A 22,385-nucleotide genomic window follows, 5' to 3' on the forward strand; every position below is an offset into this window, starting at 1 on the left:
CGGTTTCATTTCATCTCGTTGACCTCATCCCGGCGCTCGATCATCGGCGGAATCGCCTGTGCGAGCGCGTCGATCACGCAGCGCGTCTTGCGCGGCAGGTAGCGCGTCTTCGGCCAGATCGCGTGGATGTCGCCTTCGCAGACGAAGCAGCGGTCGAGCACGACCGTCATCTCGCCGCGCTTCACGTAGTGATCGAGCAGCCAGCTCGGCAGCCAGGCGATCCCGAACCCCGATGCGCCGGCCGCCGCAATCGCCTGCACGTCGTCGAAACTGAGCTGGTGCGGCATGTCGACACGCACCGTCGAGCCGTCCGGCGCGCGCAAGTCCCACGGTTGAATCACGCCCGAACGTGAATACGCGATCGTCCGGTGGTCTTTCAGATCGTCGAGTGTCTTCGGCATCCCGTAGCGGGCGAGATACGACGGCGCCGCGCCCAGGCTGCCGTACTGCGTGCCGAGCCGCCGCACCGCGAGGCTCGTGCTGTCCGCGAGCGTGCCGATGCGCACCGCGAGGTCGATGCCTTCCTCGACGAGATCGACGAAACGGTCGGTGATCGACACGTCGATCCGCAAATGCGGATAGGTGCGCGCGAGATCGAGCACGATGGGCGTCACGCAGTGGTGCCCGAACGCAAGCGGCACGCTCAGGCGCAGCTTGCCGCGCGGCTCGTTGCGGCCGCAGTCGAGGTCGGCTTCGGCCGCTTCCAGTTCCGCGAGCGCACGCACGCAGCGGTCGTAGTACGCCTGGCCGTCGTCGGTCAGGCTCTGGCTGCGCGTCGTGCGCTGCAGCAGCCGCGCGCCGAGCCGCTTCTCGAGCCGCGCGACCGCCTTGCCGACGGCCGAGCGCGTCATGTCGAGCCGCTCCGCGGCGAGCGCGAAGCTGCCCGATTCCACTACCTGGACGAAGGTCGTCACGCCGTCGAGTCTGTCGGTCATGGGAGGGGGCGGTAATTGAGTCCTGCAGTTCCCCAGTCTGGAGAAAGGCGTGCGTCAATGGGGATGGAAATTCTCACTATAGTACCGATTCCCGCCCAGCGTGCGTCGCCGGCCGCACGTGGCGAATCCTTCTCACCTGGAGGCGCGCGGCCCGTTCCCGGGCCGTGGCGCAATACGCATGACGCTATCCGACTCCCGCAGGAATGCGGTCGCACTCGCGGCCGTCTGTCTCACGTCGCTGATGTTCGGCCTTGAAATCTCGAGCGTGCCGGTGATCCTGCCGACGCTCGAACACGTGTTGCATGGCGATTTCAGCGGCATGCAGTGGATCATGAATGCGTACACGATCGCGTGCACGACCGTGCTGATGGCGGCCGGCACGCTCGCCGACCGGTTCGGCCGCAAGCGCGTGTACGCGATCGGCACCGTGCTGTTCGGCGCGACATCGCTGCTGTGCGGGCTCGCGCCGAACGTGCCGGTGCTCGTCGCGGGCCGGCTGCTGCAGGGCGCCAGCGGCGGCGCGATGCTGATCTGCCAGATTGCGGTGCTGTCGCACCAGTTTCGCGAGGGCCGCGAGCGTGGCCGCGCATTCGGGATCTGGGGGATCGTGTTCGGCATCGGGCTCGGTTTCGGGCCGATCGTCGGCGGCGCGATCGTCGCGCTGGCAAGCTGGCCGTGGGTGTTCCTCGTCCATGCGCCGCTCGCGGCCATCGCGCTCGTGCTGATCGGCGGCGCGGTGCGGGAGTCGCGCGATCCGCATGCGGGCAGGCTCGACGTGGCAGGCATCGTCACGCTGTCGCTCGCGGTGCTCGGCCTGGCGTTCAGCATCACGCAAGGCGCGGAACTCGGGCTGACCAGCGCCGCCGGCCTCGGCGTGCTCGGTGCGACCGTGCTGGCGCTGGCGGGCTTCTTCATCGCGGAACGCGCCAGCGCGCGGCCGATGTTCGACTTCTCGGTATTCCGGATTCGCGCGTTCACCGGCGCGATCTTCGGTTCGATGGGGATGAACTTCAGCTTCTGGCCGTTCATGATCTACCTGCCGATCTGGTTCCAGGTCGCGCTCGGCTACGACAGCGTGACGGCCGGCCTCGCGTTGCTCGCGTACACGTTGCCGACGCTGGTCGCGCCGCCGCTCGGCGAACGGCTCGCGTTGCGCCATGGGCCGGGCGTCGTGATCCCGGGCGGCCTGTTCACGATCGCGGCGGGTTTCGCGCTGATGCGGATCGGCAGCGCGGCCGACCCTGCAAGCTGGATCACGATGCTGCCCGGCTGCGTGATCGCGGGCATCGGGCTCGGGCTCACGAACACGCCCGTGACCAATACGACCACGGGAGCGGTGCCGAGCTCGCGTGCCGGAATGGCGTCGGGTATCGACATGAGCGCGCGGATGATCTCGCTCGCGCTGAACATCGCGGCGATGGGCTTCGTGCTGGTCGCGGGGATCGTCGCGAGCCTGAAGGCCGGTATCGCGGGCACGATCGGCGACGCGGCGCTGCGCCGGCTCGCGCAGGAAATCGCATCCGGCCGTACCGACGCGCTGCACGAGATCGCACCGGCGCTCGCGCAGGCCGACCCGACCGGCGCGGCGCTGCACGCGGCGCTCGTGCACGGGTTCGGCTGGGTGATGATGTACGGCGCGGCGGGCGTGGCCGTGCTCGCGACGGCGAGCGCGGTGGCGTTCGCGCCGGCGCGGCGCGGGGCGCCCGTGTGCGAATGATGCCGCGCGCGGCTGGTACGGCTCGCGCGGCCGGCCCGGTGCGCGCCGCGGTCAGGACGTCCCGCCGCCGAGCGCGCGGTACAGCGTCATCTGGTTGTTGAGCCGGTTCAGGCGCGTTTGCGCGTCGGCGCTTTGTGCGTCCCGCAGCAGCCGCTGCTGGTCGAGCCATGGCTGCACGGCGGTCGCGCCGGCCGCGAAGCGCGCGGCGGCAAGCCGCTCGGCGCGCTGCGCCTGGGCCAGCGACAGCGCGCGCTGCTCGGCTTCGCGTTCGAGCTGCACGCGCGCCGACAGCGCGTTCTCGACTTCCGCGAGCGCCGTGTAGAGCTTCTGGCGGAATCCGGCCACGGCTTCCTCGTACTGGGTCTTCGATACCTTGATCTGCAACTGCATCGTGTTCCACTGGATGAACGGCAGTGCCAGGCCGAGCCCGAGCGTGCCGACCGGATTCGCGAGCACGCGCTCGAGGCTCGTGCTCGACGTGCCGGCCTGGCCGGTCAGCGTGAAGGTCGGGTAGAAGCTCGTGCGCGTCGCGTCGACCTGCGCGAGCGACTCGCGCAGCCGGAATTCCGCCGCGCGCAGGTCGGGGCGCCGGCCGAGCAGGCTCGCCGGCAGGCCGGCCGCCACGTCCGGCGGCGCCGCATCGGGCAGTGCCGACGGTTCCGCCGCGCGTTGCTGAGGCGGCCGGTCGAACAGGATCGCGAGGGCGTGGCGGTTCTCGGTGCGCTGCTGGATCAGTTGCGTCTGCGCGGCGCGTTGCGCGGCGAGGCTCTGTTCGGCCTGCGCAAGGTCGAGCCCCGACACGGCGCCGGCCGCGTGCCGCGACCGGACGATCGCGAGCGTGCGGACCGCATCCGCGATGTTCGCGTCGCCGAGCGCGATCTGCCGGTTCAGATAGCCAATCTGCCAGTACAGCGACGCGGTCGTGCCGATCAGCGACAGCCGCGCGGCCTCGAGATCGGCGGCCGTCGCGTCGGCCTCCCAGCGCGCGGCGTCGCGCAGCGCGGCCAGCCGGCCCCACAGGTCGATTTCATAGCTGAGCGAGCCGGTCACGCCGCTCGTCCGGCTCATCCGGTGCGTATCGAGCGTGCGCGACACGGCGCCGTTCGCGCCGAGCGATACGGCGGGCGTCAGGTTCGTATCCGCGAGCCCGGCCTGCAGTTGCGCGCGGTACACGCGGATCGCCGCGATCGCGAGGTCGTTGTTGGCGTGCAGCGCGTCGTCGATCAGCGCGTCGAGTTGCGGATCGCCGAAGCCGCGCCACCAGTCGCGCGTCGTGGCCGGCGCGCCGGCCGCGACCGGCGCTGCCCAGTTCGCGGGCATCGCGACGGCGGGCAGCGGTTCATGGCGCGCGCCCGCGCAGCCGGCGAGCAGCGCGGCCGCGCACGCGAATGCGCCCAGGCGGTGAAGCGGGGAGGAATGCGTCATGGCAGGCCTTGCGTCAGTCGCGCGCGAGCGCATCGATCGGATCGAGCCGCGACGCGTTGCGCGCGGGCATGAAGCCGAAGATCACACCGGTGAGCGTCGAGCAGACGAACGCGGTCACGATCGCACCGGCCGAGAACACCATCTTCCATTGCGCGACGAACATCGAGAACAGCGCGCCGAGCCCGAACGACAGCGCGATGCCGATCGTGCCGCCGAGCAGGCAGACGAGCACGGCTTCGACGAGGAACTGCTGCAGGATGTCGGACTGGCGCGCGCCGACCGCCATCCGGATGCCGATTTCGCGCGTGCGCTCGGTGACCGACACCAGCATGATGTTCATCACGCCGATCCCGCCGACGACGAGCGAGATCACGGCGATCAGCGACAACAGCAAGGTGAGCGACTGGCCGGTTTTCTCGACGGTCTTCACCACGCTGTCCATGTTGTACGTGAAGAAGTCCTTGCGGCCGTGGCGCTGCGTCATCAGCTTTTCGAGGCTTTTCTCGGCGGCGGCGCTCGGCTGCCCGTCACGCACGCGCACGGTGATGCTGTCGAGATGACGCTGCCCGAAGAGACGCCCGCTCGCGGTCGTGTACGGCACCCACACGTTCAGGCTCTTCACGCTGCCGAACGCGCTCTTCTTGTCGGCCGTCACGCCGATCACGACGCACGGCACGTTGTCGACCAGGATCACTTCGCCGATCGGGTTGCGCGTCGCGCCGAACAGCTTGCGGCGCGTGTTCTGGTCGATCACGGCCACCTGCGCCTGGCGGCGTACCGCGTCCTCGTCGAACGCCACACCCAGTGCGAAGCGCATCCCGCGCGCCTGGAAGAAGCGGTCGCCGACGCCGCTCACGAGCGCGTTCACGTCGATGTTGCGGTAGCGCAGCAGCAGCGTGCGCGACGTTTCGGGCGTCGCGCTGTCGACGTACGGCTGCTCGGCGAGCGCGGCGACGTCGGCGGGCACGAGCGTCTGGATCGCGTCGGCGCGGCTGTCGCCCCAGTCGGTGCCCGGATAGAGGTTGATCGTGTTCGTGCCGATGCTGCCGATCTCGTCGAGCATGTAGCGCTTCGCGCCTTCGCCGATCGCGACGATCGACACGACCGACGTGATGCCGATGATGATGCCGAGCATCGTCAGCAGCGTGCGCAACCGATGCGACACGAGTGCGATCCACGCCATCCGGCAGGCCTCGGCGAAGCGGCCGGAGCCGGCCGCGAAGCGTCGTGTGCGGGTGCCGGTATCGGCGTCGTTGTCGGTGTCGGCGCGCGCATCGGTGTCGGCTGCTGCGGGCGGCGGCGTGTCGTGGCGATCGCGTGCGGGTGACTCGCCGGCCGCTGCTTCGGTCGCTTCTTCAGCGTCTGCTGCGTCCACACCCGCTTCCGCGAGGGCTTTCGCATGGTGCCGGTTCGGCCGGTCGGCGACGATCTCGCCGTCGCTGATCTCGATGATGCGCTTCGCATGGCGCGCGACGGCCTTGTCGTGCGTGACGATGACGATCGTATGGCCGAGCGCGTTCAGCTCGTGCAGGATGCGGATCACGTCCTGGCCGCTTTTCGTGTCGAGCGCGCCGGTCGGTTCGTCGGCAAGGATCACCTGGCCGCCGTTCATCAGCGCACGCGCGATGCTCACGCGCTGCTGCTGGCCGCCGGACAGTTGCCCGGGGCGATGGTGCGCGCGATCCGCGAGACCGAGGCGCGCGAGCAGTTCGCGTGCGCGTGCGTGCCGCTCGGCGCGCGGCGTGCCGGCATAGATCGCGGGCATTTCGAGGTTCGCGACGGCGTCGACGTGCGGCAGCAGGTGGTAGCGCTGGAACACGAAGCCGAAGTGTTCGCGGCGCAGTTGCGCGAGCTCGTCGCTGTCGAGCATGTGCGTGTCGCGTCCGCCGACCGTGTAGGTGCCTTCGCTCGGGTGATCGAGGCAGCCGAGGATGTTCATCAGCGTCGACTTCCCGGAGCCCGACGCGCCGACGATCGCGACGATCTCGCCCGCGTGGATCGACAGGTTGACATTGTTCAGGACAACGACATCCTTGTCGCCGGCCGGAAAGCGTCGGGTGACGGCAGCGAGTTTCAGCAGGGGCTGGCTCATCGTCACACCACGTCCGACAGCGGCGCATGGTCGTCCCCGGCCGCTTCGCCGATCACGACGCGTTCGCCGTCCTTCAGGCCGGCCAGCACTTCGACGCGCACGTTGTTGTTGATGCCGATGCGGACGCTGCGCGTTTCGGTGCTGCCGTCGGCGCGCAGCACGCGCACCGCGTAGGTGCCGTCCTTGCGTTTTTCGCCGAGCGCGGCCGCTGGAATGCTGAGCGCGTTGCGTGCGTTGCCGAGCACGATGTTGACTTGCGCGGTCATCGAGATGCGCAGCCGATGCTCGGGATTCGGCACTTCGAACAGTGCGTTGTAGAACACGGCCGAGTTCGGCTTCGAGCCGCCGCCCGCGCCGCCGAGCGGGCTCTGCGATTCGGCGTAGTTCTGCGGCGCCGGCTCGATCGCGCGCAGCTTGCCGTAGTGGCGCTTGTCCGGTTCGCCGAGGATCGTGAAATACGCGGTCTGGCCGGCGCTCACGCGGATCACGTCGGCTTCCGACACTTGCGCCTTCACGGTCATCGTGTCGAGATCGGCGAGCTTCAGGATCACCGGCGCCTGTTGCTGCGCGATCACGGTCTGGCCTTCCTGCGTGACGACCGCGACGACCTCGCCGTCGATCGGTGCGACGATGCGCGTGTAGCCGAGGTTGGCCTGCGCGGTTTCGATCTGGATGCGGGCCGAGCGGATCTGCGCGGCGAGGGACGCGAGCGTCGCGCGCTGCACGTCGAGCGTCGCGCGGGCGGCCTCGAACGATTCGCGCGAGGTCGCATCGTCGGGCAGCATCGCCTGCTGGCGCCGGAATGCGAGTTCCGCTTGCGTGAGTTGCGCGGCGGTCGATTGCTGTTGCGCGCGCAGGCTTTCTTCACTGGCGCGCGCCTGGCGCAGCGCGTTTTCCGAGATCACGGGGTCGATCTCGGCGAGCCACTGGCCCTTCGTGACCTTGTCGCCGAGCTTGACCTTCAGCGACTTCAACTGCCCCGATACCTGCGCGCCGACGTCGACCTGCTTGAACGCCTGCAACGCGCCGGTCGCGAGCACCGCGTTTTCGAGATCGCCGCGCGTGACGGGCGCGGACAGGTATTGCGGATGCTTGTCGGGTGCGCACGCCTTCAGCGTGACGCCGGCGGCGATTGCGACGATGGCAACGGTAGCCAGCGCGATGCGCCGGCGGCGATGGGTCTTCTGGGTCATGAGCGTGCGGCGAGGATCAAGCGGTGCCGGCGATGCGTGCGGCCGGGCGGGACGATCCGGTCGGCGTCGCATGCCGGGCGCATTGCCCGCGACGGAATCCGCGTACGCATCGCGCGGGCGTGCCGAGTCGAATCAGGCGCTCATGGTAAGCGAGGAAATCACGCCAAATCGTGTGGAAATTGTGCCGAATTGTGCGAACGCCGCACGGGGGCAGCGGTCATGCGGCGTCATTGCTGCGATCCAGGAGAACGGCGGGCGAAGGTCCGTGCGTGTGGTGCGGCGTGCGTTTACGTGCGTTGGCGCTGTGCGGCGACGCGCGCCCGATCCCGCGAGCTTACGCGTGCTGTCCGCCCGCATCGATCCGGCGTTGCGTATCCGCGTCGACGATCTCGCGGATTGCGCTGAACAGCGGCGCGGCGTCGGTATAGCGGTGACCGTAGCCGAGATTGAACGCGTAGTCGAAATCGGCCGGATTGCTGCCCTGGTTGTGCTGCAGGATCGTTTCGAGCTTGTCGAACGCCTTTGCCGCGCGCGCTTCCGGCGTAGCCGCCGCCTCGTATTCATCCCACAGTGCGACGATCTCGTCGCGCGGTGCGGCGTCGAGCGGCGCGGTCAGCGTCAGCAGATCGTCGCGTTCGTGCGCGCTTTTGTCGGGGTGCGCGGCCTGTTCGATCGCGGGGATGTCGCCGTGCAGCGCCTCGCCGAGATCGTGGACGACGCATAGCTTCAGCAGCTTCAGCGTGTCGATGCCGGGCAGCGCGTCCGCGAACACGAGCGCCATCAGGCACAGTCGCCAGCTGTGCTCGGCCGTGCTTTCCGCTCGCCCGGACGACGTGTAGCCGCTGCGCAGCACATCCTTCAGGCGTTCGGCTTCACGCAGGAAAGCGAGCCGCGCGTGGATCGTATCGGAGGTCATGGTCGGCTTCCTTGCGATGAGCCGCCAAGCGTAATGCGGGTGGGCGCGGTTCGTCCACGCATGAAATATGCGTGGCGGGGGCGGGCATCGGGGCGCTTTGTCGTGCGCCTACCTCGCGAAAAGCCCGGCCCAGCAGAACAGCGCGAAGAAGCCCGTCTGAACAACGACGATCAGGGTGAACAGATAGGGGCTGCTGCGGCGCGCCACGCGCCTGCCGCCGGCGTTGGCCACCCCCGAGCGAAGCGCGACCAGCACGGCGGCGCCCATATAGATAATGAACGCGACGATCACGAGTTCTCGCATGACATTCGTCGGCATGTGGCATGTCCCCTGGGCGTGCTGCCCTTTACGTTCGCATCTTTTGCGTTGCGTGCCGGACACGTCGAAGTAGCCGTGCCGTTGCCGGCGTGCGGTTCTTCATCGCGCCCCGGCAATCACACATCCTGGAGCGTCTCGACGAGCCGCGCGGCCGACCCGTCCGACAGCATCATCCGTGTCCACCGGCACACGCTGCCGCGGATCGGCACGACACGCGACGCATTCGCGCCGGTGTCGAATTCGACGCTAGGCGGCCCTGCATGGTCATGCCAGCCGAGCGTGCCGAGCGCGGCTTCCATGCGGGCAATTTCCGGCGTCGCGTAGCGCCACAGCGACGTGCCGAGCAGCATCGGCAGCGGCTGCGAGAATTCGGCGGCGCGCGCGGGCGAAGAAGCGAGCAGGCGGTGCGTGAGGTCGCACACGAGATGCATGCGGCCCGCGCTGCCCGCGATGAGCCGCGCGAGCGCGTAGTCGCCCGCGGAATCGAGGCGCGCAGCCAGCAACCGCTCGGCGGTCGCGCGCTCGTCGGGCGACATCTGCTGAATGCCGGCTTCCCAGCGCGAGATCGTCGATTGCGCCACGCCGAACAGTTCGGCCGCATGGCTTTGCTTGACGCGATGCAGCGCGCGCCAGCGCTTGAGTTGCGGGCCGAGCGGGGGCGTGTGAAGCGGTGATGCGGTCATGGCGACGCTCCGGTTGCGGTCGTGGTGTGCGCTCGCGTGCCGCGGGCTGTCGACGTCGGTACGGCAGGCGCACCGCGCGCGCCGTTACATGATCCGCAGGCCGCCGTTTGCGTGGATCGCGATGGCCGCGAACGGCACGAGCACGATGCCGCCCAGCACGAGCACGCCGTCGGCGGCCACGGTAATCGGCGTGGCGAGAATTCGCAGGCCCATGCCGACGACGGACGGCGATTCCTGGATGTACACCGAGTACTGCTTGTTGAACGGCTGCGTGACGCCTTTGTCCTTCGCGGCGAAGCCTTCCGTCGAGTAGCGTTTGCCGTCGATGTCGCCTTCGAGCACGAGACCGGCTGGTTCGGCGACGAATCCGTCGGCGGCGGCCGCCTGTCGATCGTCGTCCGACGCGTCCTTCGGCAACACGATCCGGTAGTGGCCGGTGACGCTGCCGCCGGTCGCATGAAAGCCGGCAAACGTCGTGTGCAGCGATTTCCGGTAGCCGGACAGCAGTACCGGCCGCAATTGGGCCGGCAGATCGAAGATGTAGTGGTAGCGCATGCCGAGCACGACCAGTTTCTTGCCGTCCTCGGAAATCATGAATCCGGATACGTATTCGCTGTATGCGTCGTCCTTGTACAGCTTCGGCGTGAAGCAGCCCGACAGCGCAAGGCTGCTCGCGGCGACGCCGGCGGCCAGCAGGCGCCGGCGCGTGATCGATACGGTCATTGTTGTTGTCCCGTCTGGTGCGGCTCGGTTCAGTGGTTTTCGCCCTCGGAAGCCGGATTCTCGCGTATCCGCCGCGCGTTGTCGAACGGGATATCTGCCACGGCAGCGGTCGGCGGCCGCTGCCCGTGCGGCGCCGATAACGGTACCGTCGCGCTTTCAAGCGTCTCCGCCATATCTTATTATTCGGCCAGTGCGGGGGATCCCGGCCGCCAACGGTCATGTCGAGACATGGCGCGCCGGTACGAATTACCGCCTTTCGGCTTGCGCGTGGCACGATGCGCGGTCGAAACGACAGGAAACGCGTGACCAGCGCGTGTCCCGAAAAAATGACGAGAGGGCGCGATGGTACGACTGGTCTTGCTGCTGCTGGGCATCGAATACTTGCGCACCCGCTGGCGCGGGCTGACCGTGCTCGGCTGGGTATGGGTCGTCGCGGGCGTCGTGATCTTCGTCGATGCGCTCGACGGCGCGCTGCATTTCCCGATCCAGATCTTTGCGTGGCTGTTCCTGATCGAGGGGCTCGCAACGCTCGCGGTGGCCGGCAGCGGCGTCGGCGGGCAGCGCATCCTGCGCTACGTGAAGGGGATCGTGGTCGTGGTTGCCGCCGGGCTCGTGTTCGCGGGGCATCACCACGGCCATTTCCTGCTGTCGATGATCTTCGGCACGCTGTTTCTCGTCGACGGGCTGCTGCAGTGCACGGCAGCGTGGATGGTGCGCTATCGCCGCTGGAACGTCGCATTCGCATGGGGCGTCGTCGAGATCCTGCTGGCGATCTTCTTCTATCAGCCGTACCCGACGCACTACGTGGGCACCGTGCCGTACTGCCTCGGCCTGCTGCTGATGTTCGGCGGGATGCACATGCTGAGCCTCGCCGCGCGCGTGCGGCGGCTGACGCGCAACCCGGCGTTCGCAACCTCGCCGGCGCCGGCGCTCGCGCCGGATCTCGACGATACGCGCGACCGGCCGCATTTCGCGCAGTCCGAATGGGACGGCCCGCCGGCCGACGGCGAGCATGCGCTCACCGTGCATGTGTGGACGCCGACCGGCACGTCGAAGGCCGAGGCGCAGCGCTATCCGGTGATCGACCGCTATATCGCGGCCGTGGACGTGAACGGCGTGATCTCGACCGGGCACGCGGCGCTGGAGGCGCCCGAGGGCATTTATATCAGCCTGTATCCGGGTGTCGAAATCGATCGTTCTCCGGACGAATTCACGCGCATCCTGCGCGCGACACGCGAAAACGACGTGCCGGGCCTGTTCCAGCCCGACTACGCGACCGAGTCGAAGGCGTGGTGCCCGTCGACCGTGCGCGTGCGGATCCGCAACTACGATCCGGCGAAGCTGGACGCCTTCTGGTCGTCGTACCGGCAGGACGCGACGTACAACCTCACGCACCGCAACTGCTCGAGCACGGTATCGAACGCGCTCGAAGCCGCGCTCGACGGTGCGGTGTGGCGGTTGAAGGGCGCGCGTGCCGGGTGGGGCGCGTTCGTGCGGTTGCTGCTCACGCCGGAGCTGTGGGTCGCCGCGCAGATCCGCAAGCGCGCGGTGACGATGGCATGGACCCCCGGGCTCACGCTCGACTATGCACGCGCGCTCAGCATGCTCGCCGATCCGCGGCCGTTCGCGTGGTGGAAGGTCGCGCGCTCGGCCGTGAAGGCGATCATGCTGTCGCGCCGCACGTGGCGCGAGCAGGACAACGCGGCGCTGTCGCCCGGCCAATCGGAAGCTGCGTCGATGAAGTGATCGCGTGCCGCCGGGCGCGGGCCCGGCGTCACTGCGGCTGCCACTGCGCGGTCGAGCAATGTTGCCCGCCACGAGAACCCCCATACGCAAACAACAATGAACAAGACGAGCGCATTCCGCATCCTGATTCCCGCCGCGCTGGCGCTGACCAGCGCCGGCTTCGCGCAGGCGAGCTTGGACGAAGTGCCGCGCATGAGCGACGACGTGTACCGGACGTCCGTATCGTTCTGCTCGAACGTCGCGGCCGACGAGAAGATCGAGTGCCAAGGCGACATGATCGCCGCAGGCAGCCGGATCGTCGCGGCGATCGGCGGCCTGCCGCCGGCATCCGCCACGTCGATCGACGAAGGCGCGCGCAACAAGCTGCCGGCGGCGGAGCGCAAGGGGCTCGCACCGGTCGAGCCGGGTGCGATCGACAAGGACGACGACCTTGCCGGCCTCGCCGGCATGGTGCGCCTGTGCGACGTGTACGAATCGGAACCGGCGTCGCGCGCGCGACATCACGCGGCGCTGAAGCAGCAGGCGCCGGACGCCGCACCGCGCGTCGAGGCGTTGCTGGCCGATGCGTCGACGGCGGCGCGCCAGCGCGTCAGCATCGGCGTGTGGCAGATCCTCGCGCTCGAAGGCCCCGAATCGATCGCACGCGCGTGCACGCAGCTGGGCGCCGGATCGTGAGGGGCGGCGTGCCGCATGCGTGCGCGAGCCGGTGTCGATAGTGCGGCGTCCGCGGCGGCGCCGGACGATCAGTCGCTCACGATCGTGGCCGGCCTGATCCGCACCGGCTTGCCCAGCGTGCGGGCGACCGGCGAGGCCGGCGTCGCGTCGCGCGTTCTTTCGTCCACCTTCACATTCGTGCCACGTTGCGTCGGCAACAATCGCGGACAGACATTCGACAACCTTGCGGCGCATCCCGCGACCGCAAGCCTTTTCCGAGGAAACGCCATGCTCAAGACGCTCGCCCGCGCCGCTGCCGCACTCGCCGTCGCTTCCGCTTCACTGCACGCCACCGCGCAGACCAGCTACGACTACCTGTTGCTCGCCGCGTCGTGGGAGCCCGGCTTCTGCGCGTCGCACGACACGCCCGAATGCACGAACCTCGCCGGCACGTACGCGGCGACGAGCCTGTCGCTGCACGGCCTGTGGCCGAACAACTACGACGGCAACCAGCCGTTCTACTGCGGCGTGCCGCAGAACGACATCGACCTCGACAACGCGCATCAGTGGTGCAGCATGGATGCGTATCCGATCAGCAGCGCGACCCGCAACACGCTGTCGACGTACATGCCGGGCGTCGCGTCGTGCCTCGACAAGCACGAGTGGTTCAAGCACGGCACCTGCTCGAACTCGGCGACGCCCGATGCGTACTGGAACCAGGCGTCCGGCATGATCAGCCGGCTCGGCAACACGTCGTTCAACACGTTCCTGCAGGCGAACGCGGGCAAGACGGTCACGCGTAACCAGCTGCTGTCGGCGTTCGAAGGCGCATTCGGCAGCAATACGCGCAGCGCGGTGTCGCTGAAGTGCACGAAGACGAATGGCGTCAGCTACTTCACCGAAGCGTGGATCGCGGTGAAGACCAATGCGACCGCGCAGTTCCCGAGCGCCGCATCGCTCGTGACGGACGGCAATACGCAGGGCACGTGCCCGACGTCGGGCGTGTACATCGCGCAGTAACGGGGCAGGGGGCGACGGCGCGCGACATCGCGCACGCCGTCGCCGGTCACGGCTTCGGCGGGATGCCCGACCACAGCAGCCGGGCCAGCTCCGGTGCGTCGAGCTGCGGCTCGTGTTCGTCGATAGCGCCCGGCAGCGCATGCCACGGCACCGCCGGATTCCGGTGATGCTGCAGATGAAGATTGATGTGATACGGCCACACGAACACGCGGCCGATCCAGCCCGTGCGCCACGAATACGTCCAGTCGGCCCAGCCGGGCGTCGCGTGCGGGCCGCCGCTGTGCTCGGCCATGCTGCGGATCTTCTGCAGCAGCACCGACAGCGTGAGCAGCGGCGCGAACCACAGCGCCGCGACCAGCAGGATCGTTCGCGCGGAACACGCCCACACGAGCAGCGCGACGATCACCGCCCATACGGCCGCGGCCGCCTGGAACGGCGGGCCGAGCCGCATGTTCTGCCCGCCCGCGCGCCGGAATGCCGCCATGTTGCGCACCATGTTCAGCACGAACAGATCGCCGAGCAACTGCCGCGCGAGCGGCCATGCGTCGAGCGGCCGGAACCGCCACGGCTGGCCGTGATAGAGAAACTGGCGCTCCGGGTCTTGCGCGGTGCCGAGATGCCGGTGATGCGCGAGATGCAGCGGCCGGTAGAACTCGACGGGCACGAGCCCCGGCACGCCGATTGCGACGTTGATCAGGAAGTCGTTGAAACCGCGACGGCGCGTGAGGTGATAGTGGGTCGCGTCGTGATACAGGATGAACAGCGCATGCTGCCGCGTCGCGACGACGAGCACCGCAAGCGCATACAGGTACCACGCGCCGAGCGCGACGGCCACGCGGATCGCGACGACGATGCATGCCCATTCGAGCAGTGCGGCCGCCACCGTGCGCAGGTCGGCCTCGATGCGCAGCAACGCGAGCGTGAACGTGCCGGCCGCGATGCCGGTCGTGCAGCCCCATGCGACATCGGCGGCGCGATGCTGGCCGGTCGTCAGTACCGTCACCATCAGCAGCGCGCTCCACGCGGCGAACAGCACGGCTGACCGTTGCCGCTGCGCCAGCAGCACGATCGCGATCGCGACCGGCAGCGCGACGTGCCCGCTCGGCGATGCGGCAAGCGGCGTATCGATTCGCTGCAGCCACGCGATCCAGCCGTCGTGAGCGGGCGGCCACGCGACGGCGGTCGGATGCAGCAGATGGCACACGAGGCACGCGCCGGCCGCGAGCGCGCCGGCGAAGAACGCCGGCAGCAGCCATGCGCGGCCGCGCCCGAGCCGGACGAGCGCGGGCATCGCGAACAGGTAGCTGAGGTAGAGCGGCACGGCGCCGGGCAGCAGCGGAACCGCGCGATCGAGCGCGCTCGCCGGAACGAGCGTGACCGGCCCGAGCGGCAGGTGCGTGACGAATGCGTAGAACGCGCCCGTCACGACGAGATAGGCGGCGAGCAGCAGCCATGGCCGGGCGATCGGCGCGTCGTTCGCATCCTGGCGGAAAACGGCGTGGGACATGGCGGGAGCGGGCGGGTAACGGGCTATCATAGCAAGCTGTTCAGTCTTGCAGGAGGAGCCGATGGAGTTGCGTGCCACCGCCGTCGAACGAACGGCCCTGGGCCCGGACGACATCGACCGGATGTTCTCGTTGTATGCGGCGTCCTATTGCGACACGGTTCGTGCGCAGTTCGACCGCGACCTCGGCGACAAGACGCACTGCATCGTGCTGCGCGACGGCGGCGGCGCGATCCAGGGCTTCTCGACGCTCAAGCAGTACGAGACACGCTGGCGCGACGCATCGATCCGCGTGATCTTTTCCGGCGATACGATCATCGATCCCGCGCATTGGGGCACGCAGCATCTCGCGTTCGCGTGGATCCGCCACGCGGGCGACGTGTGGCGGCAGGCGCCCGCCGTGCCGCTGTACTGGTTCCTGATCTGCAAGGGGCATCGCACCTATCGCTACCTGCGCGCGTTCGCGCGCGACTACGCGCCGCGTGCCGACAACCTGACCGCACCGGCCACGCAGGACCTGATGGATCACCTGGCCGCGAGCCGCTACGGGCACGCGTACGATGCCGCTACCGGCCTGCTGTCGTTCGACACGCCGCAGGGCCGGCTCACGCCCGCGCTCGCGGAGGTGCCGGCCGCGCACCGGCGGCTGGCCGACGTCGACTACTTCCTCGCACGCAACCCCGGCTATGCGCGGGGCGACGAACTCGTGTGCCTGTGCGAACTGTCGGCGTCGAACCTGCGGCCGCTCGCGCGCCGGCTGTTCGACGGCAGGTGAGCCGCGCATGCGGATCCGTCTCGCGCAACCGGCCGACAACGCGCGCATTCTCGATTTCCAGTCCCGCCATGCGATGCAGGGCAGCCTGCCGCTGCGCTTCGATCGTGCGCCCGACTACTTCGCGCTGCATCGCTGCCACGCGCCGCATCACGAGGTCTGGCTCGCGGAGGATGAGCGCGCGTCGTTGAAGGGGCTCGCGAGCCTCGTCGTGCGCGACGGCTATCTCGGCGAACGCGCGCAGCCGGTCGCCTATCTCGGCGACCTGCGGCTGATGCCCGACCGGCGGCTGTCGCGCGAGTGGACCGACTCGGTGCGCGAACGCTTCGCGACGCTGCGCGCCGACGCCGGCGTGCAGCATGCGTATTGCTGCATGATCCGCGACAACCGGCTCGCGGTGCAGTCGTTGGCACGATCGCGGCGCGAGAACCGGCTGCGTTTCGCGCACTGGCACGGCTACGAGAACGTGTCGATCTATGCGCGGCGCGGGCTGTCGTCGGCGCCGCGCAGCGTGCCGGGCGTGCGGATCGTCGAGGCGCAGCCGCATCATGCGGACGCACTGCGCGCGTTTCTCGATGCCGAATCGTGCCGCCAGCCGTTTGGCGGCGTATTCTCCGTGGACGAATTCGCGCGGCGGCTCGACACGTGGCCGTCGTTCGGCATCGGCGCGTTCCTGCTGGCGCTCGATGCGCACGACAACCTGCTCGGCTGTGTCGCGCCATGGGACGCCGGCGATATCAAACGGATCGTGCTCGAGCGGCTGCCGTTGCCGCTGCGGGCGGTGCGTGCCGCATTCAATGCGCTCGCGCCCGCATTGCGCCGCCCGCGTATCGCGGCGCCCGGCGAGCCGTTGCGCGACGTCTACCTGACGCACCTGCAGGTGCGCGAGCGCGATCCGTCCGTGTTCGCGGCGCTGCTCGATGCCGCGTGGCTGCGCGTGCGCAACAGTCATGCGCTGATGCAGTTGTGCCTGTACGACGGCGATCCGCTTCGGCCGGCGCTCGCGCGCTACTACGCGGCGCGTACGCCGATGGATCTCTATACGCTGTCGACCGGCGAGCCGGCCGCACCGATCGACGGCCTGCTGGCCGGCCGCGTGCCGGGCTTCGAGATCTACCTGGTCTGAGCGCGCGTGACGTGCAGCAGGTCGGCGAGCGCGAGCCAGAAGCGGCCGGCGTCGAAGCCGAGCCCGCCGAGCACGGGCTGGCCGTGGTCGAGCCGCGGCAGGCAGACCTGCGGGATGCCGGCCATCACCTGGTGTTCGAGGTAGAACTGTCCGTCGTGCGCGCAGCCGGGACGATGCCCGTTCAGCCGCCCGTGATGCGAATCGAAGCGCGTGGATGCCTCGACGGACCAGCTCACGCCATGCACGAGATGCAGGTCGCGCGGCAGCGCGGCAAGCATGGCGCCGACGCGCGGATCGCGCCGGCTGCTGATGTCGCGCGTGCCCGCGTCGGCCCAGCGCGTGCGCAGCATGCGGCGTGCGATGCGGTCAGGCCACGGCGCGGCCGCATGCGGCGCCATGCCGTGCCGGAAGATCGTATCGACGATCGCGGACGGGCCGCACGGCGGCTGCATGAGCGCGAGGCCCGCGCAACGCGCGGCCAGCGCCGGATCGCCGACGAGCGCGGCGAGCGTGTCGATGCCGCCCTTGCTGTGCGCGAGCGCGACGAATTCGCCGCCGGCCGGCAGGTGCGTGCGCAGGTACATACCGATATGCGCGCCCTGATCGAACACGCCGCGCGCGGAACGCACCGGCACCGTCAGCACGCGATAGCCGGCCGCGCCGAGCGTCTGCCGCGCACCGCGATTGCAGCCGGGCAGCCATTCCGAATACAGCCCGGCGACGAGCACGACCGTCGTCGTCAGCGGCAGGCGGGCGGTGCGCCGCGTCCAGCTGTCGATGAACGCATCGGTCCGGTCGAGGTTCACCGCGGCACGCGCGAACGGCGTTGCCGGATAGTGGCGCCGCCAGTCGTCGAACCCGTCGGGCGTCCACGGCGCGCGCGTCATGCGTGCGACTCCGGTTCGCGTTCGGCGCCGGCCAGGTACGGTGCGAGCGCGGCGCGTGCCGCGCGCAGCGCCGCGTCGCTGTCGAGGCGATCGGGATGGAAGCGCGGCGAGAACCAGCACAGCCACATCGGCATCACGCGCGTGAAGATGCCCGGCGCGACGAACAGCCAGCGCAGCAGTTGCAGCCAGCCGCGCAGGTTCCAGGTCTGCCCGTCGACGGCGACGAGGCGGTGCACGAAATGGATCAGGTCGATCACGAAGTAGACGGAGATCCCGAGCATGGCCGCGCAGCGCACGACATAGCGCCGCGCCGCGTTCGGCATGGCCGCCGCGAACACGTCGAACGCGACCGTCTTGTGCTCGGTTTCCTCGATTGCATGCCAGCGCCACACGGCCGCCATCGTCGGATCGGCGCCGTCGAGGATCGCCGGGTCGCTCAGCAGCCGGTGCGCGAGGATCGTCGTGTAGTGCTCGAGGCACGCGGTCAGCGCGAGCCGCGTGACGGGCGATACCTGCCGCGCGGCATTGCGCTGGCGTTTTTCGAGCAGCGCTTCGAGCGCGTCGACCGGCACCCGCTGCGACGCGAGGCGCGCGTTGTAGAGCCGGTGCACGCGGATATGCGATGCTTCCTGCCGCACGAACGCATCGACGTCGGCCGCGAGCGTCGCGTCGCCGCCAACCTGGTCGCGAAACGGCCGCACGCTTTCGATGAAGAAGCGCTCGCCGAGCGGAAACATCACGGAAAACGCGTCGAAGAAGCGCGTGACATGGCACGCGCCGCGATACCAGAAGCGCGGAATGCGTGCGTCGATCGCGAAGCGCACGTCGCGGGCCGGCATGCGCGACGCGGTGCTGTCGGCGGGCGTGCGGCGCAACGGCCGCATGCTAGTTCCGCCCCGTCAGGGACGGGGCGCGGGCCGTTACCGGCGGCTGACGCATCTGTTGTATCCTCCCGTGCAAACAACCGCCATTCCGAGCCATGAACCGACCGAGCGCGCCAGCCGCTGCCGTGCAGACCCGACGTTACGATCGTGCGAACCTGCTCGTGCTCGCGCTGCAGAGCGTGGTGTGGGCCGGCACGCTCACCTGGCTCTCGCATACCGGCGTCGGCGCGATCAAGTGGCTCGCGCTCGTGCCGTTCTGCCTCGTGATGCAGGGCGTGTTCTCGATGATGCACGAAACCTTCCACGGGTTCGGGCATCGCCGGCCGATCGCGAATTATATGATGATGTGGTGGGCGTCCACGATGTTCGGCGCGGCCGCGACGCTCATTCACGTGAACCATCTCGGCCATCACGTGCGCAACCGCACGCGCGCCGAACGGGCGGATTTCGCGACCGCGGACGAATCGCTGCTGCGCAAGTGCATCGAATACTACGCCGCGATCCTCGGCGGCATCTGGCTCGGCGGTTTCGTCGGCAGTTTCGTGCTCGCGCTGGTGCCCGGCCGAACGATGCAGCGGCTCGCCGCGCGCGGCGACGACAACACCTACGCGGCCGCCTTCAAGGAATTCACGACGGCCGACTTCCGGCGAATCCGCTACGAAACGCTCGCGGCAGTCGGCGCATGGCTGCTGGCCGGCTGGCTGCTCGACTGGTCGGTGTCGGCGGTGCTGGTCGCGTATCTCGCATTCGCGTTCTCGTGGTCGTCGCTGCAATGGGTGTACCACATGCGCACGCCGCTCGACGTCGTCGAAGGCACGTACAACATGCGCGCGCCGACGCCGGTGCGCTGGCTGCTGCTGAACTTCAACTACAACCTCACGCATCATCGCCGCCCCGCGCTGCGCTGGCAGGACATGCACGCGGTGTCGGACCTGCGCGAGACACGGCCGCTGTGGTACGGCTGGCTCACGATCTTCGCGCCGCCGCGCCGGCTGCCCGACGATCTCGCGCAACTCGACAAGACCTATTTCTGATGGACGCTTCGGTACGCAGCCCGGTCGACGCATGGCGCACGTTCGCGCGCGCCGCGCGGCCGGACGTCGATCGCTGGCAGGCCGGCCTCGCAGCGCCGGGGGACGCGCAGGCGCGGCGGCTCATGGCGCTGCTCGCCGCGAACCGCGATACGGCGTTCGGCCGCCGGTTCGGCTTCGACCGGATCGATGGCCCCGCGCAGTTCCGTGAGCGCGTGCCCGTGCAGGCGGCCGCCGATTTCCTGCCGTGGCTCGATCGCGTGTCGCACGAAACGGAACCGGTGCTGACCGCCGAGCGCCCGGTGTTCCTCGAACGGACGAGCGGCAGCACCGCGCACCAGAAGCGGATTCCTTATACGCCCGCGTTCCTGCGCGAACTGCAGGCCGCGATGATCGTATGGCTGGCCGACATGTATCGCGCTTGTCCGGCGCTCGGCGAGGGGCGTGCGTACTGGTCGATGTCGCCGCCGCTGCAGGCGCCGGGTGTCGCGCCCAACGGGATTCCGGTCGGCTCGGCGAGCGATCTCGACTACCTCGGCGACAGCAGCGCGGCCGCGCTCGCGTCGACGCTGCTCGTGCCGCCGCTGACCGGCAACGCGGCGACGTGGCGGCGCGAGACGCTGCGCGCGCTCGTCGCGGACGAAGCGCTCGCGTTCATCAGCGTATGGAGCCCGACCTTCCTGACGAGCGTGCTGCGCCCGCTGTTCGATCGCGACGATGCCGACGGCGCTCGCGACCTCGCATGGGTCGAGGCGGCGTTGCCGGCCGACCGCCGCGCGGCGCTGCGCGGTGCGATCGGGAATGGCGATTGCCGTGCGCTGTGGCCGCGCCTGGCCGCCGTGAGCTGCTGGCTGGACGGACCGAGCCAGCATTACGCCGACGCGTTGCGCGTGCGGTTTCCGCAGGTGCAATGGCTGCCGAAAGGGCTGTTCGCGACTGAAGGCGTCGCGAGCATTCCGTTCGGCGCCGGTGACGGTTGCCCGCTCGCGATCGGCAGCCATTACCTTGAATTCATGCGCGACGACGGCAGCGTGTGCGACGTCGAAGGGCTGCGACCCGGCGACGACGCACAGGTGCTGCTGACCACCGGCGGTGGCCTGTATCGCTATGCGCTTGGCGATCGCGTGCGCGTGGTCGGCATGACCGCGCGCACGCCGCGCATTGCGTTCGTCGGGCGCGCGGCGGCGAGCGCCGATCTCGTCGGCGAGAAGCTCGACGAACGGATTGCGGCCGATGCGCTGAATCGCGCGCGCGGGCAGCATGGCGAAGTCGGTGCGTGCATCGTGCCGTGTGTCGCGAAAGAAGGGCTGCCGCATTACGTGTTGTGCGTCGCCGGCGAAATCGGTGCGGACGCGGCCGGCGCCATGTGTGCAGCCGTCGAAACCGAACTGGTGCAGGCGTTCCACTATGCGCACGCACGCCGCCTCGGCCAGCTCGGCACGCTGCGCGTGCGACGGCTGGGCCGATCGCCGGAGCGGCTCGGCGACCTGCTGCAACAGGCGGCCGAACGGGCCGGCATCCGTGCGGGCGACGTGAAGCCGTGCGCACTCGTGACGCGGTTGCCGGTGGCCGATGCGCTGCTTGCGATGACGAATGAATGACGCGATGAACGACATGATCGAACCACGCGGATGCGGGCAGGATTGCCCGTCGCGCGATGCGGCGGGCTCGCGCGAGCCGGCACCGCCGGCCGACGGCCTGCACGAGCAATGGTTCGTCGCGTGCACCGAACGCGAACTCCCGCGCGACAAGCCGCTCGGCGTGCGGATCCTCGATACCGGCATCGTGCTGTTCCGGCAACGCGACGGCCGCGTCGCCGCGCTGATCGACCAGTGCGTGCATCGCGGCACGCGGCTATCGGCCGGCAAGGTCGACCGCGACACGCTCGTGTGCCCGTATCACGGCTGGCGCTACGACGGCGCAGGGCAGGTCGTCCACGTGCCGAGCATCGACGGCACGCAGCCGGCCGGCGCGCCCGGCCGCTATCCGTTCCGGCAGCGCACGCTGCCCGTGCGGTTGCTCGACGGGCTCGTGTGGGTGTATCTCGGTACGGGCAATCCGTCGGCGCGCGCGATTTTCCGGATGCCGTTTTGCGACGTCGCGCCGTGGCAGTCGTACTTCATGGTGAACACGTTCGACGGCGACATCGCGATGCTCGCGCAGAACTTCATGGACGTGCCGCATACGGTATTCGTGCACGACGGGATCTTCCGCAGCAGCCGTGGCCAGGCGATGGAAGCGACGGTCGCGACGACGCCGGACAGCGTCGCCGTCACGTATCACGACGGCGACGACAAGATCGGCTTCTGTCTCGACTGGCTCACGAACCCCGATCGCGTGCCGCTCGCGCACGTCGACCGCTTCATCGCGCCGAACGTGACGCGCTGCGACTATCTGTGGGGCGAACGTTCCGGTTTCCTGATCGTCAGCCAGATCACGCCGATCGATGCGCGCCGCTCGCGCGTCTATACGTACATCGCGTATCGCTTCCGGCTGCCGCGCTGGATGTTGCGCGCGCTGCGTCCGCTGCTGAACCTGTACACGCATCTCGTGATCCAGCAGGATGTGCGGATCATGCGCGCGCACCGGCAGGGCCTCGACAACGCGCCGGGCTTTCGTCCGCATAACGTGCGCGCCGACATCGTGCACGTCGCGATCGACCGGCTGCTCGATGCGGTGAAGCACGACGAGCCGCTGCCGGCCGCGCAGTGCGGCGAAAAGGTGATGCGCTTCGAGCTGTAGGCGCCGCGCGACGCAGG

At 69.2% G+C, this 22,385-nt stretch carries 20 protein-coding genes; 9 read left to right on the forward strand and 11 right to left on the reverse strand.

The window, feature by feature from the left end:
• Nucleotides 1-5 precede the first annotated feature (5 nt).
• The gene (locus HWX36_RS17055) at nucleotides 6-935 is read right to left on the reverse strand and encodes a LysR family transcriptional regulator (RefSeq protein ID WP_175953217.1); all 930 of its coding nucleotides are present in this window, start codon (nucleotides 933-935) and stop codon (nucleotides 6-8) included.
• Between the two features lie 178 nt (nucleotides 936-1,113).
• On the opposite strand from HWX36_RS17055, the gene HWX36_RS17060 reads away from it, so the two are divergent.
• The gene (locus HWX36_RS17060) at nucleotides 1,114-2,652 is read left to right on the forward strand and encodes an MFS transporter (protein WP_175953218.1); all 1,539 of its coding nucleotides are present in this window, start codon (nucleotides 1,114-1,116) and stop codon (nucleotides 2,650-2,652) included.
• A 51-nt stretch (nucleotides 2,653-2,703) separates the two neighbouring features.
• Here HWX36_RS17060 and HWX36_RS17065 read toward each other — a convergent pair whose 3' ends face one another.
• The 7 genes from HWX36_RS17065 to HWX36_RS17095 all read right to left on the reverse strand — a co-directional run bounded on the left by HWX36_RS17065 (nucleotide 2,704) and on the right by HWX36_RS17095 (nucleotide 10,002).
• Nucleotides 2,704-4,077: an efflux transporter outer membrane subunit gene (locus tag HWX36_RS17065; protein WP_175953219.1), complete on the reverse strand. Its 1,374-nt coding sequence runs from the start codon at nucleotides 4,075-4,077 to the stop codon at nucleotides 2,704-2,706.
• A gap of 13 nt (nucleotides 4,078-4,090) precedes the next feature.
• Nucleotides 4,091-6,169, reverse strand: a complete 2,079-nt coding sequence (locus HWX36_RS17070) for a MacB family efflux pump subunit (protein WP_175953220.1) — start codon at nucleotides 6,167-6,169, stop codon at nucleotides 4,091-4,093.
• Nucleotides 6,170-6,171: 2 nt separating this feature from the next.
• Nucleotides 6,172-7,362 (reverse strand): macrolide transporter subunit MacA, encoded by a 1,191-nt coding sequence (macA, locus tag HWX36_RS17075; protein WP_175953221.1) that lies wholly within the window; start codon nucleotides 7,360-7,362, stop codon nucleotides 6,172-6,174.
• A gap of 334 nt (nucleotides 7,363-7,696) precedes the next feature.
• On the reverse strand, nucleotides 7,697-8,278 hold the full coding sequence (locus tag HWX36_RS17080; RefSeq protein WP_175953222.1) for an HD domain-containing protein: 582 nt from the start codon (nucleotides 8,276-8,278) through the stop codon (nucleotides 7,697-7,699).
• Between the two features lie 108 nt (nucleotides 8,279-8,386).
• Nucleotides 8,387-8,596, reverse strand: coding sequence for a hypothetical protein (locus HWX36_RS17085; protein WP_175953223.1), 210 nt, complete (start codon nucleotides 8,594-8,596; stop codon nucleotides 8,387-8,389).
• Between the two features lie 116 nt (nucleotides 8,597-8,712).
• Entirely contained in the window at nucleotides 8,713-9,279 is a 567-nt protein-coding gene (locus HWX36_RS17090; RefSeq protein ID WP_175953224.1) for a helix-turn-helix transcriptional regulator, read from the reverse strand.
• Nucleotides 9,280-9,363: 84 nt separating this feature from the next.
• Nucleotides 9,364-10,002: a hypothetical protein gene (locus tag HWX36_RS17095; RefSeq protein WP_175953225.1), complete on the reverse strand. Its 639-nt coding sequence runs from the start codon at nucleotides 10,000-10,002 to the stop codon at nucleotides 9,364-9,366.
• 342 nt (nucleotides 10,003-10,344) lie between these two features.
• Here HWX36_RS17095 and HWX36_RS17100 point away from each other — a divergent pair, with 342 nt between their 5' ends.
• From HWX36_RS17100 to HWX36_RS17110, 3 genes are all read left to right on the forward strand, one after another.
• The gene (locus tag HWX36_RS17100; RefSeq protein ID WP_175953226.1) at nucleotides 10,345-11,748 is read left to right on the forward strand and encodes a DUF308 domain-containing protein; all 1,404 of its coding nucleotides are present in this window, start codon (nucleotides 10,345-10,347) and stop codon (nucleotides 11,746-11,748) included.
• 96 nt (nucleotides 11,749-11,844) lie between these two features.
• A complete protein-coding gene (locus HWX36_RS17105; RefSeq protein WP_175953227.1) occupies nucleotides 11,845-12,423 on the forward strand; it encodes a hypothetical protein in 579 nt (192 codons plus the stop codon).
• A gap of 267 nt (nucleotides 12,424-12,690) precedes the next feature.
• Complete coding sequence (locus tag HWX36_RS17110) at nucleotides 12,691-13,422, forward strand: ribonuclease T2 (protein ID WP_175953228.1); 732 nt, start codon at nucleotides 12,691-12,693, stop codon at nucleotides 13,420-13,422.
• Nucleotides 13,423-13,468: 46 nt separating this feature from the next.
• On the opposite strand, the gene HWX36_RS17115 is transcribed toward HWX36_RS17110, so the two are convergent.
• Complete coding sequence (locus HWX36_RS17115) at nucleotides 13,469-14,929, reverse strand: fatty acid desaturase family protein (protein ID WP_175953229.1); 1,461 nt, start codon at nucleotides 14,927-14,929, stop codon at nucleotides 13,469-13,471.
• Between the two features lie 61 nt (nucleotides 14,930-14,990).
• On the opposite strand from HWX36_RS17115, the gene HWX36_RS17120 reads away from it, so the two are divergent.
• Together HWX36_RS17120 and HWX36_RS17125 are read left to right on the forward strand one after the other, a co-directional pair.
• The gene (locus tag HWX36_RS17120; protein ID WP_175953230.1) at nucleotides 14,991-15,701 is read left to right on the forward strand and encodes a hypothetical protein; all 711 of its coding nucleotides are present in this window, start codon (nucleotides 14,991-14,993) and stop codon (nucleotides 15,699-15,701) included.
• Nucleotides 15,702-15,708: 7 nt separating this feature from the next.
• Nucleotides 15,709-16,824, forward strand: a complete 1,116-nt coding sequence (locus HWX36_RS17125) for a hypothetical protein (protein ID WP_175953231.1) — start codon at nucleotides 15,709-15,711, stop codon at nucleotides 16,822-16,824.
• Here the strand turns inward: HWX36_RS17125 and HWX36_RS17130 are convergent.
• A complete protein-coding gene (locus HWX36_RS17130; protein WP_175953232.1) occupies nucleotides 16,812-17,711 on the reverse strand; it encodes a hypothetical protein in 900 nt (299 codons plus the stop codon). The two genes, HWX36_RS17125 and HWX36_RS17130, sit on opposite strands and share 13 nt — an antisense overlap.
• On the reverse strand, nucleotides 17,708-18,595 hold the full coding sequence (locus HWX36_RS17135; protein WP_175953233.1) for a metal-dependent hydrolase: 888 nt from the start codon (nucleotides 18,593-18,595) through the stop codon (nucleotides 17,708-17,710). Before HWX36_RS17135 ends, HWX36_RS17130 begins: the two co-directional genes overlap by 4 nt.
• Before the next feature lie 95 nt (nucleotides 18,596-18,690).
• On the opposite strand from HWX36_RS17135, the gene HWX36_RS17140 reads away from it, so the two are divergent.
• The 3 genes from HWX36_RS17140 to HWX36_RS17150 are packed head-to-tail and all read left to right on the forward strand — an operon-like array spanning nucleotide 18,691 to nucleotide 22,368.
• Entirely contained in the window at nucleotides 18,691-19,629 is a 939-nt protein-coding gene (locus HWX36_RS17140; RefSeq protein ID WP_175953234.1) for a fatty acid desaturase, read from the forward strand.
• Nucleotides 19,629-21,227 carry a GH3 auxin-responsive promoter family protein gene (locus tag HWX36_RS17145; RefSeq protein WP_175953235.1) on the forward strand — a complete coding sequence of 533 codons (1,599 nt, stop codon included), beginning with the start codon at nucleotides 19,629-19,631 and terminating at the stop codon, nucleotides 21,225-21,227. The genes HWX36_RS17140 and HWX36_RS17145 overlap by 1 nt, the downstream gene beginning before the upstream one ends.
• Nucleotides 21,228-21,240: 13 nt before the next feature.
• Nucleotides 21,241-22,368: an aromatic ring-hydroxylating dioxygenase subunit alpha gene (locus tag HWX36_RS17150; protein ID WP_244136437.1), complete on the forward strand. Its 1,128-nt coding sequence runs from the start codon at nucleotides 21,241-21,243 to the stop codon at nucleotides 22,366-22,368.
• Nucleotides 22,369-22,385 lie beyond the last annotated feature (17 nt).

The sequence above is a fragment of the Burkholderia sp. BCC0405 genome (genome assembly GCF_902833075.1).
Taxonomy (GTDB): Bacteria; Pseudomonadota; Gammaproteobacteria; order Burkholderiales; family Burkholderiaceae; genus Burkholderia.

Bases quoted from the DNA above. Each gene is read 5' to 3' on its own strand.
- HWX36_RS17055 (WP_175953217.1), bottom strand. From the start codon at position 935: ATGACCGACAGACTCGACGGCGTGACGACCTTCGTCCAGGTAGTGGAA.
- HWX36_RS17060 (WP_175953218.1), top strand. From the start codon at position 1,114: ATGACGCTATCCGACTCCCGCAGGAATGCGGTCGCACTCGCGGCCGTC.
- HWX36_RS17065 (WP_175953219.1), bottom strand. From the start codon at position 4,077: ATGACGCATTCCTCCCCGCTTCACCGCCTGGGCGCATTCGCGTGCGCG.
- HWX36_RS17070 (WP_175953220.1), bottom strand. From the start codon at position 6,169: ATGAGCCAGCCCCTGCTGAAACTCGCTGCCGTCACCCGACGCTTTCCG.
- macA (WP_175953221.1), bottom strand. From the start codon at position 7,362: ATGACCCAGAAGACCCATCGCCGCCGGCGCATCGCGCTGGCTACCGTT.
- HWX36_RS17080 (WP_175953222.1), bottom strand. From the start codon at position 8,278: ATGACCTCCGATACGATCCACGCGCGGCTCGCTTTCCTGCGTGAAGCC.
- HWX36_RS17085 (WP_175953223.1), bottom strand. From the start codon at position 8,596: ATGCCGACGAATGTCATGCGAGAACTCGTGATCGTCGCGTTCATTATC.
- HWX36_RS17090 (WP_175953224.1), bottom strand. From the start codon at position 9,279: ATGACCGCATCACCGCTTCACACGCCCCCGCTCGGCCCGCAACTCAAG.
- HWX36_RS17095 (WP_175953225.1), bottom strand. From the start codon at position 10,002: ATGACCGTATCGATCACGCGCCGGCGCCTGCTGGCCGCCGGCGTCGCC.
- HWX36_RS17100 (WP_175953226.1), top strand. From the start codon at position 10,345: ATGGTACGACTGGTCTTGCTGCTGCTGGGCATCGAATACTTGCGCACC.
- HWX36_RS17105 (WP_175953227.1), top strand. From the start codon at position 11,845: ATGAACAAGACGAGCGCATTCCGCATCCTGATTCCCGCCGCGCTGGCG.
- HWX36_RS17110 (WP_175953228.1), top strand. From the start codon at position 12,691: ATGCTCAAGACGCTCGCCCGCGCCGCTGCCGCACTCGCCGTCGCTTCC.
- HWX36_RS17115 (WP_175953229.1), bottom strand. From the start codon at position 14,929: ATGTCCCACGCCGTTTTCCGCCAGGATGCGAACGACGCGCCGATCGCC.
- HWX36_RS17120 (WP_175953230.1), top strand. From the start codon at position 14,991: ATGGAGTTGCGTGCCACCGCCGTCGAACGAACGGCCCTGGGCCCGGAC.
- HWX36_RS17125 (WP_175953231.1), top strand. From the start codon at position 15,709: ATGCGGATCCGTCTCGCGCAACCGGCCGACAACGCGCGCATTCTCGAT.
- HWX36_RS17130 (WP_175953232.1), bottom strand. From the start codon at position 17,711: ATGACGCGCGCGCCGTGGACGCCCGACGGGTTCGACGACTGGCGGCGC.
- HWX36_RS17135 (WP_175953233.1), bottom strand. From the start codon at position 18,595: ATGCGGCCGTTGCGCCGCACGCCCGCCGACAGCACCGCGTCGCGCATG.
- HWX36_RS17140 (WP_175953234.1), top strand. From the start codon at position 18,691: ATGAACCGACCGAGCGCGCCAGCCGCTGCCGTGCAGACCCGACGTTAC.
- HWX36_RS17145 (WP_175953235.1), top strand. From the start codon at position 19,629: ATGGACGCTTCGGTACGCAGCCCGGTCGACGCATGGCGCACGTTCGCG.
- HWX36_RS17150 (WP_244136437.1), top strand. From the start codon at position 21,241: ATGATCGAACCACGCGGATGCGGGCAGGATTGCCCGTCGCGCGATGCG.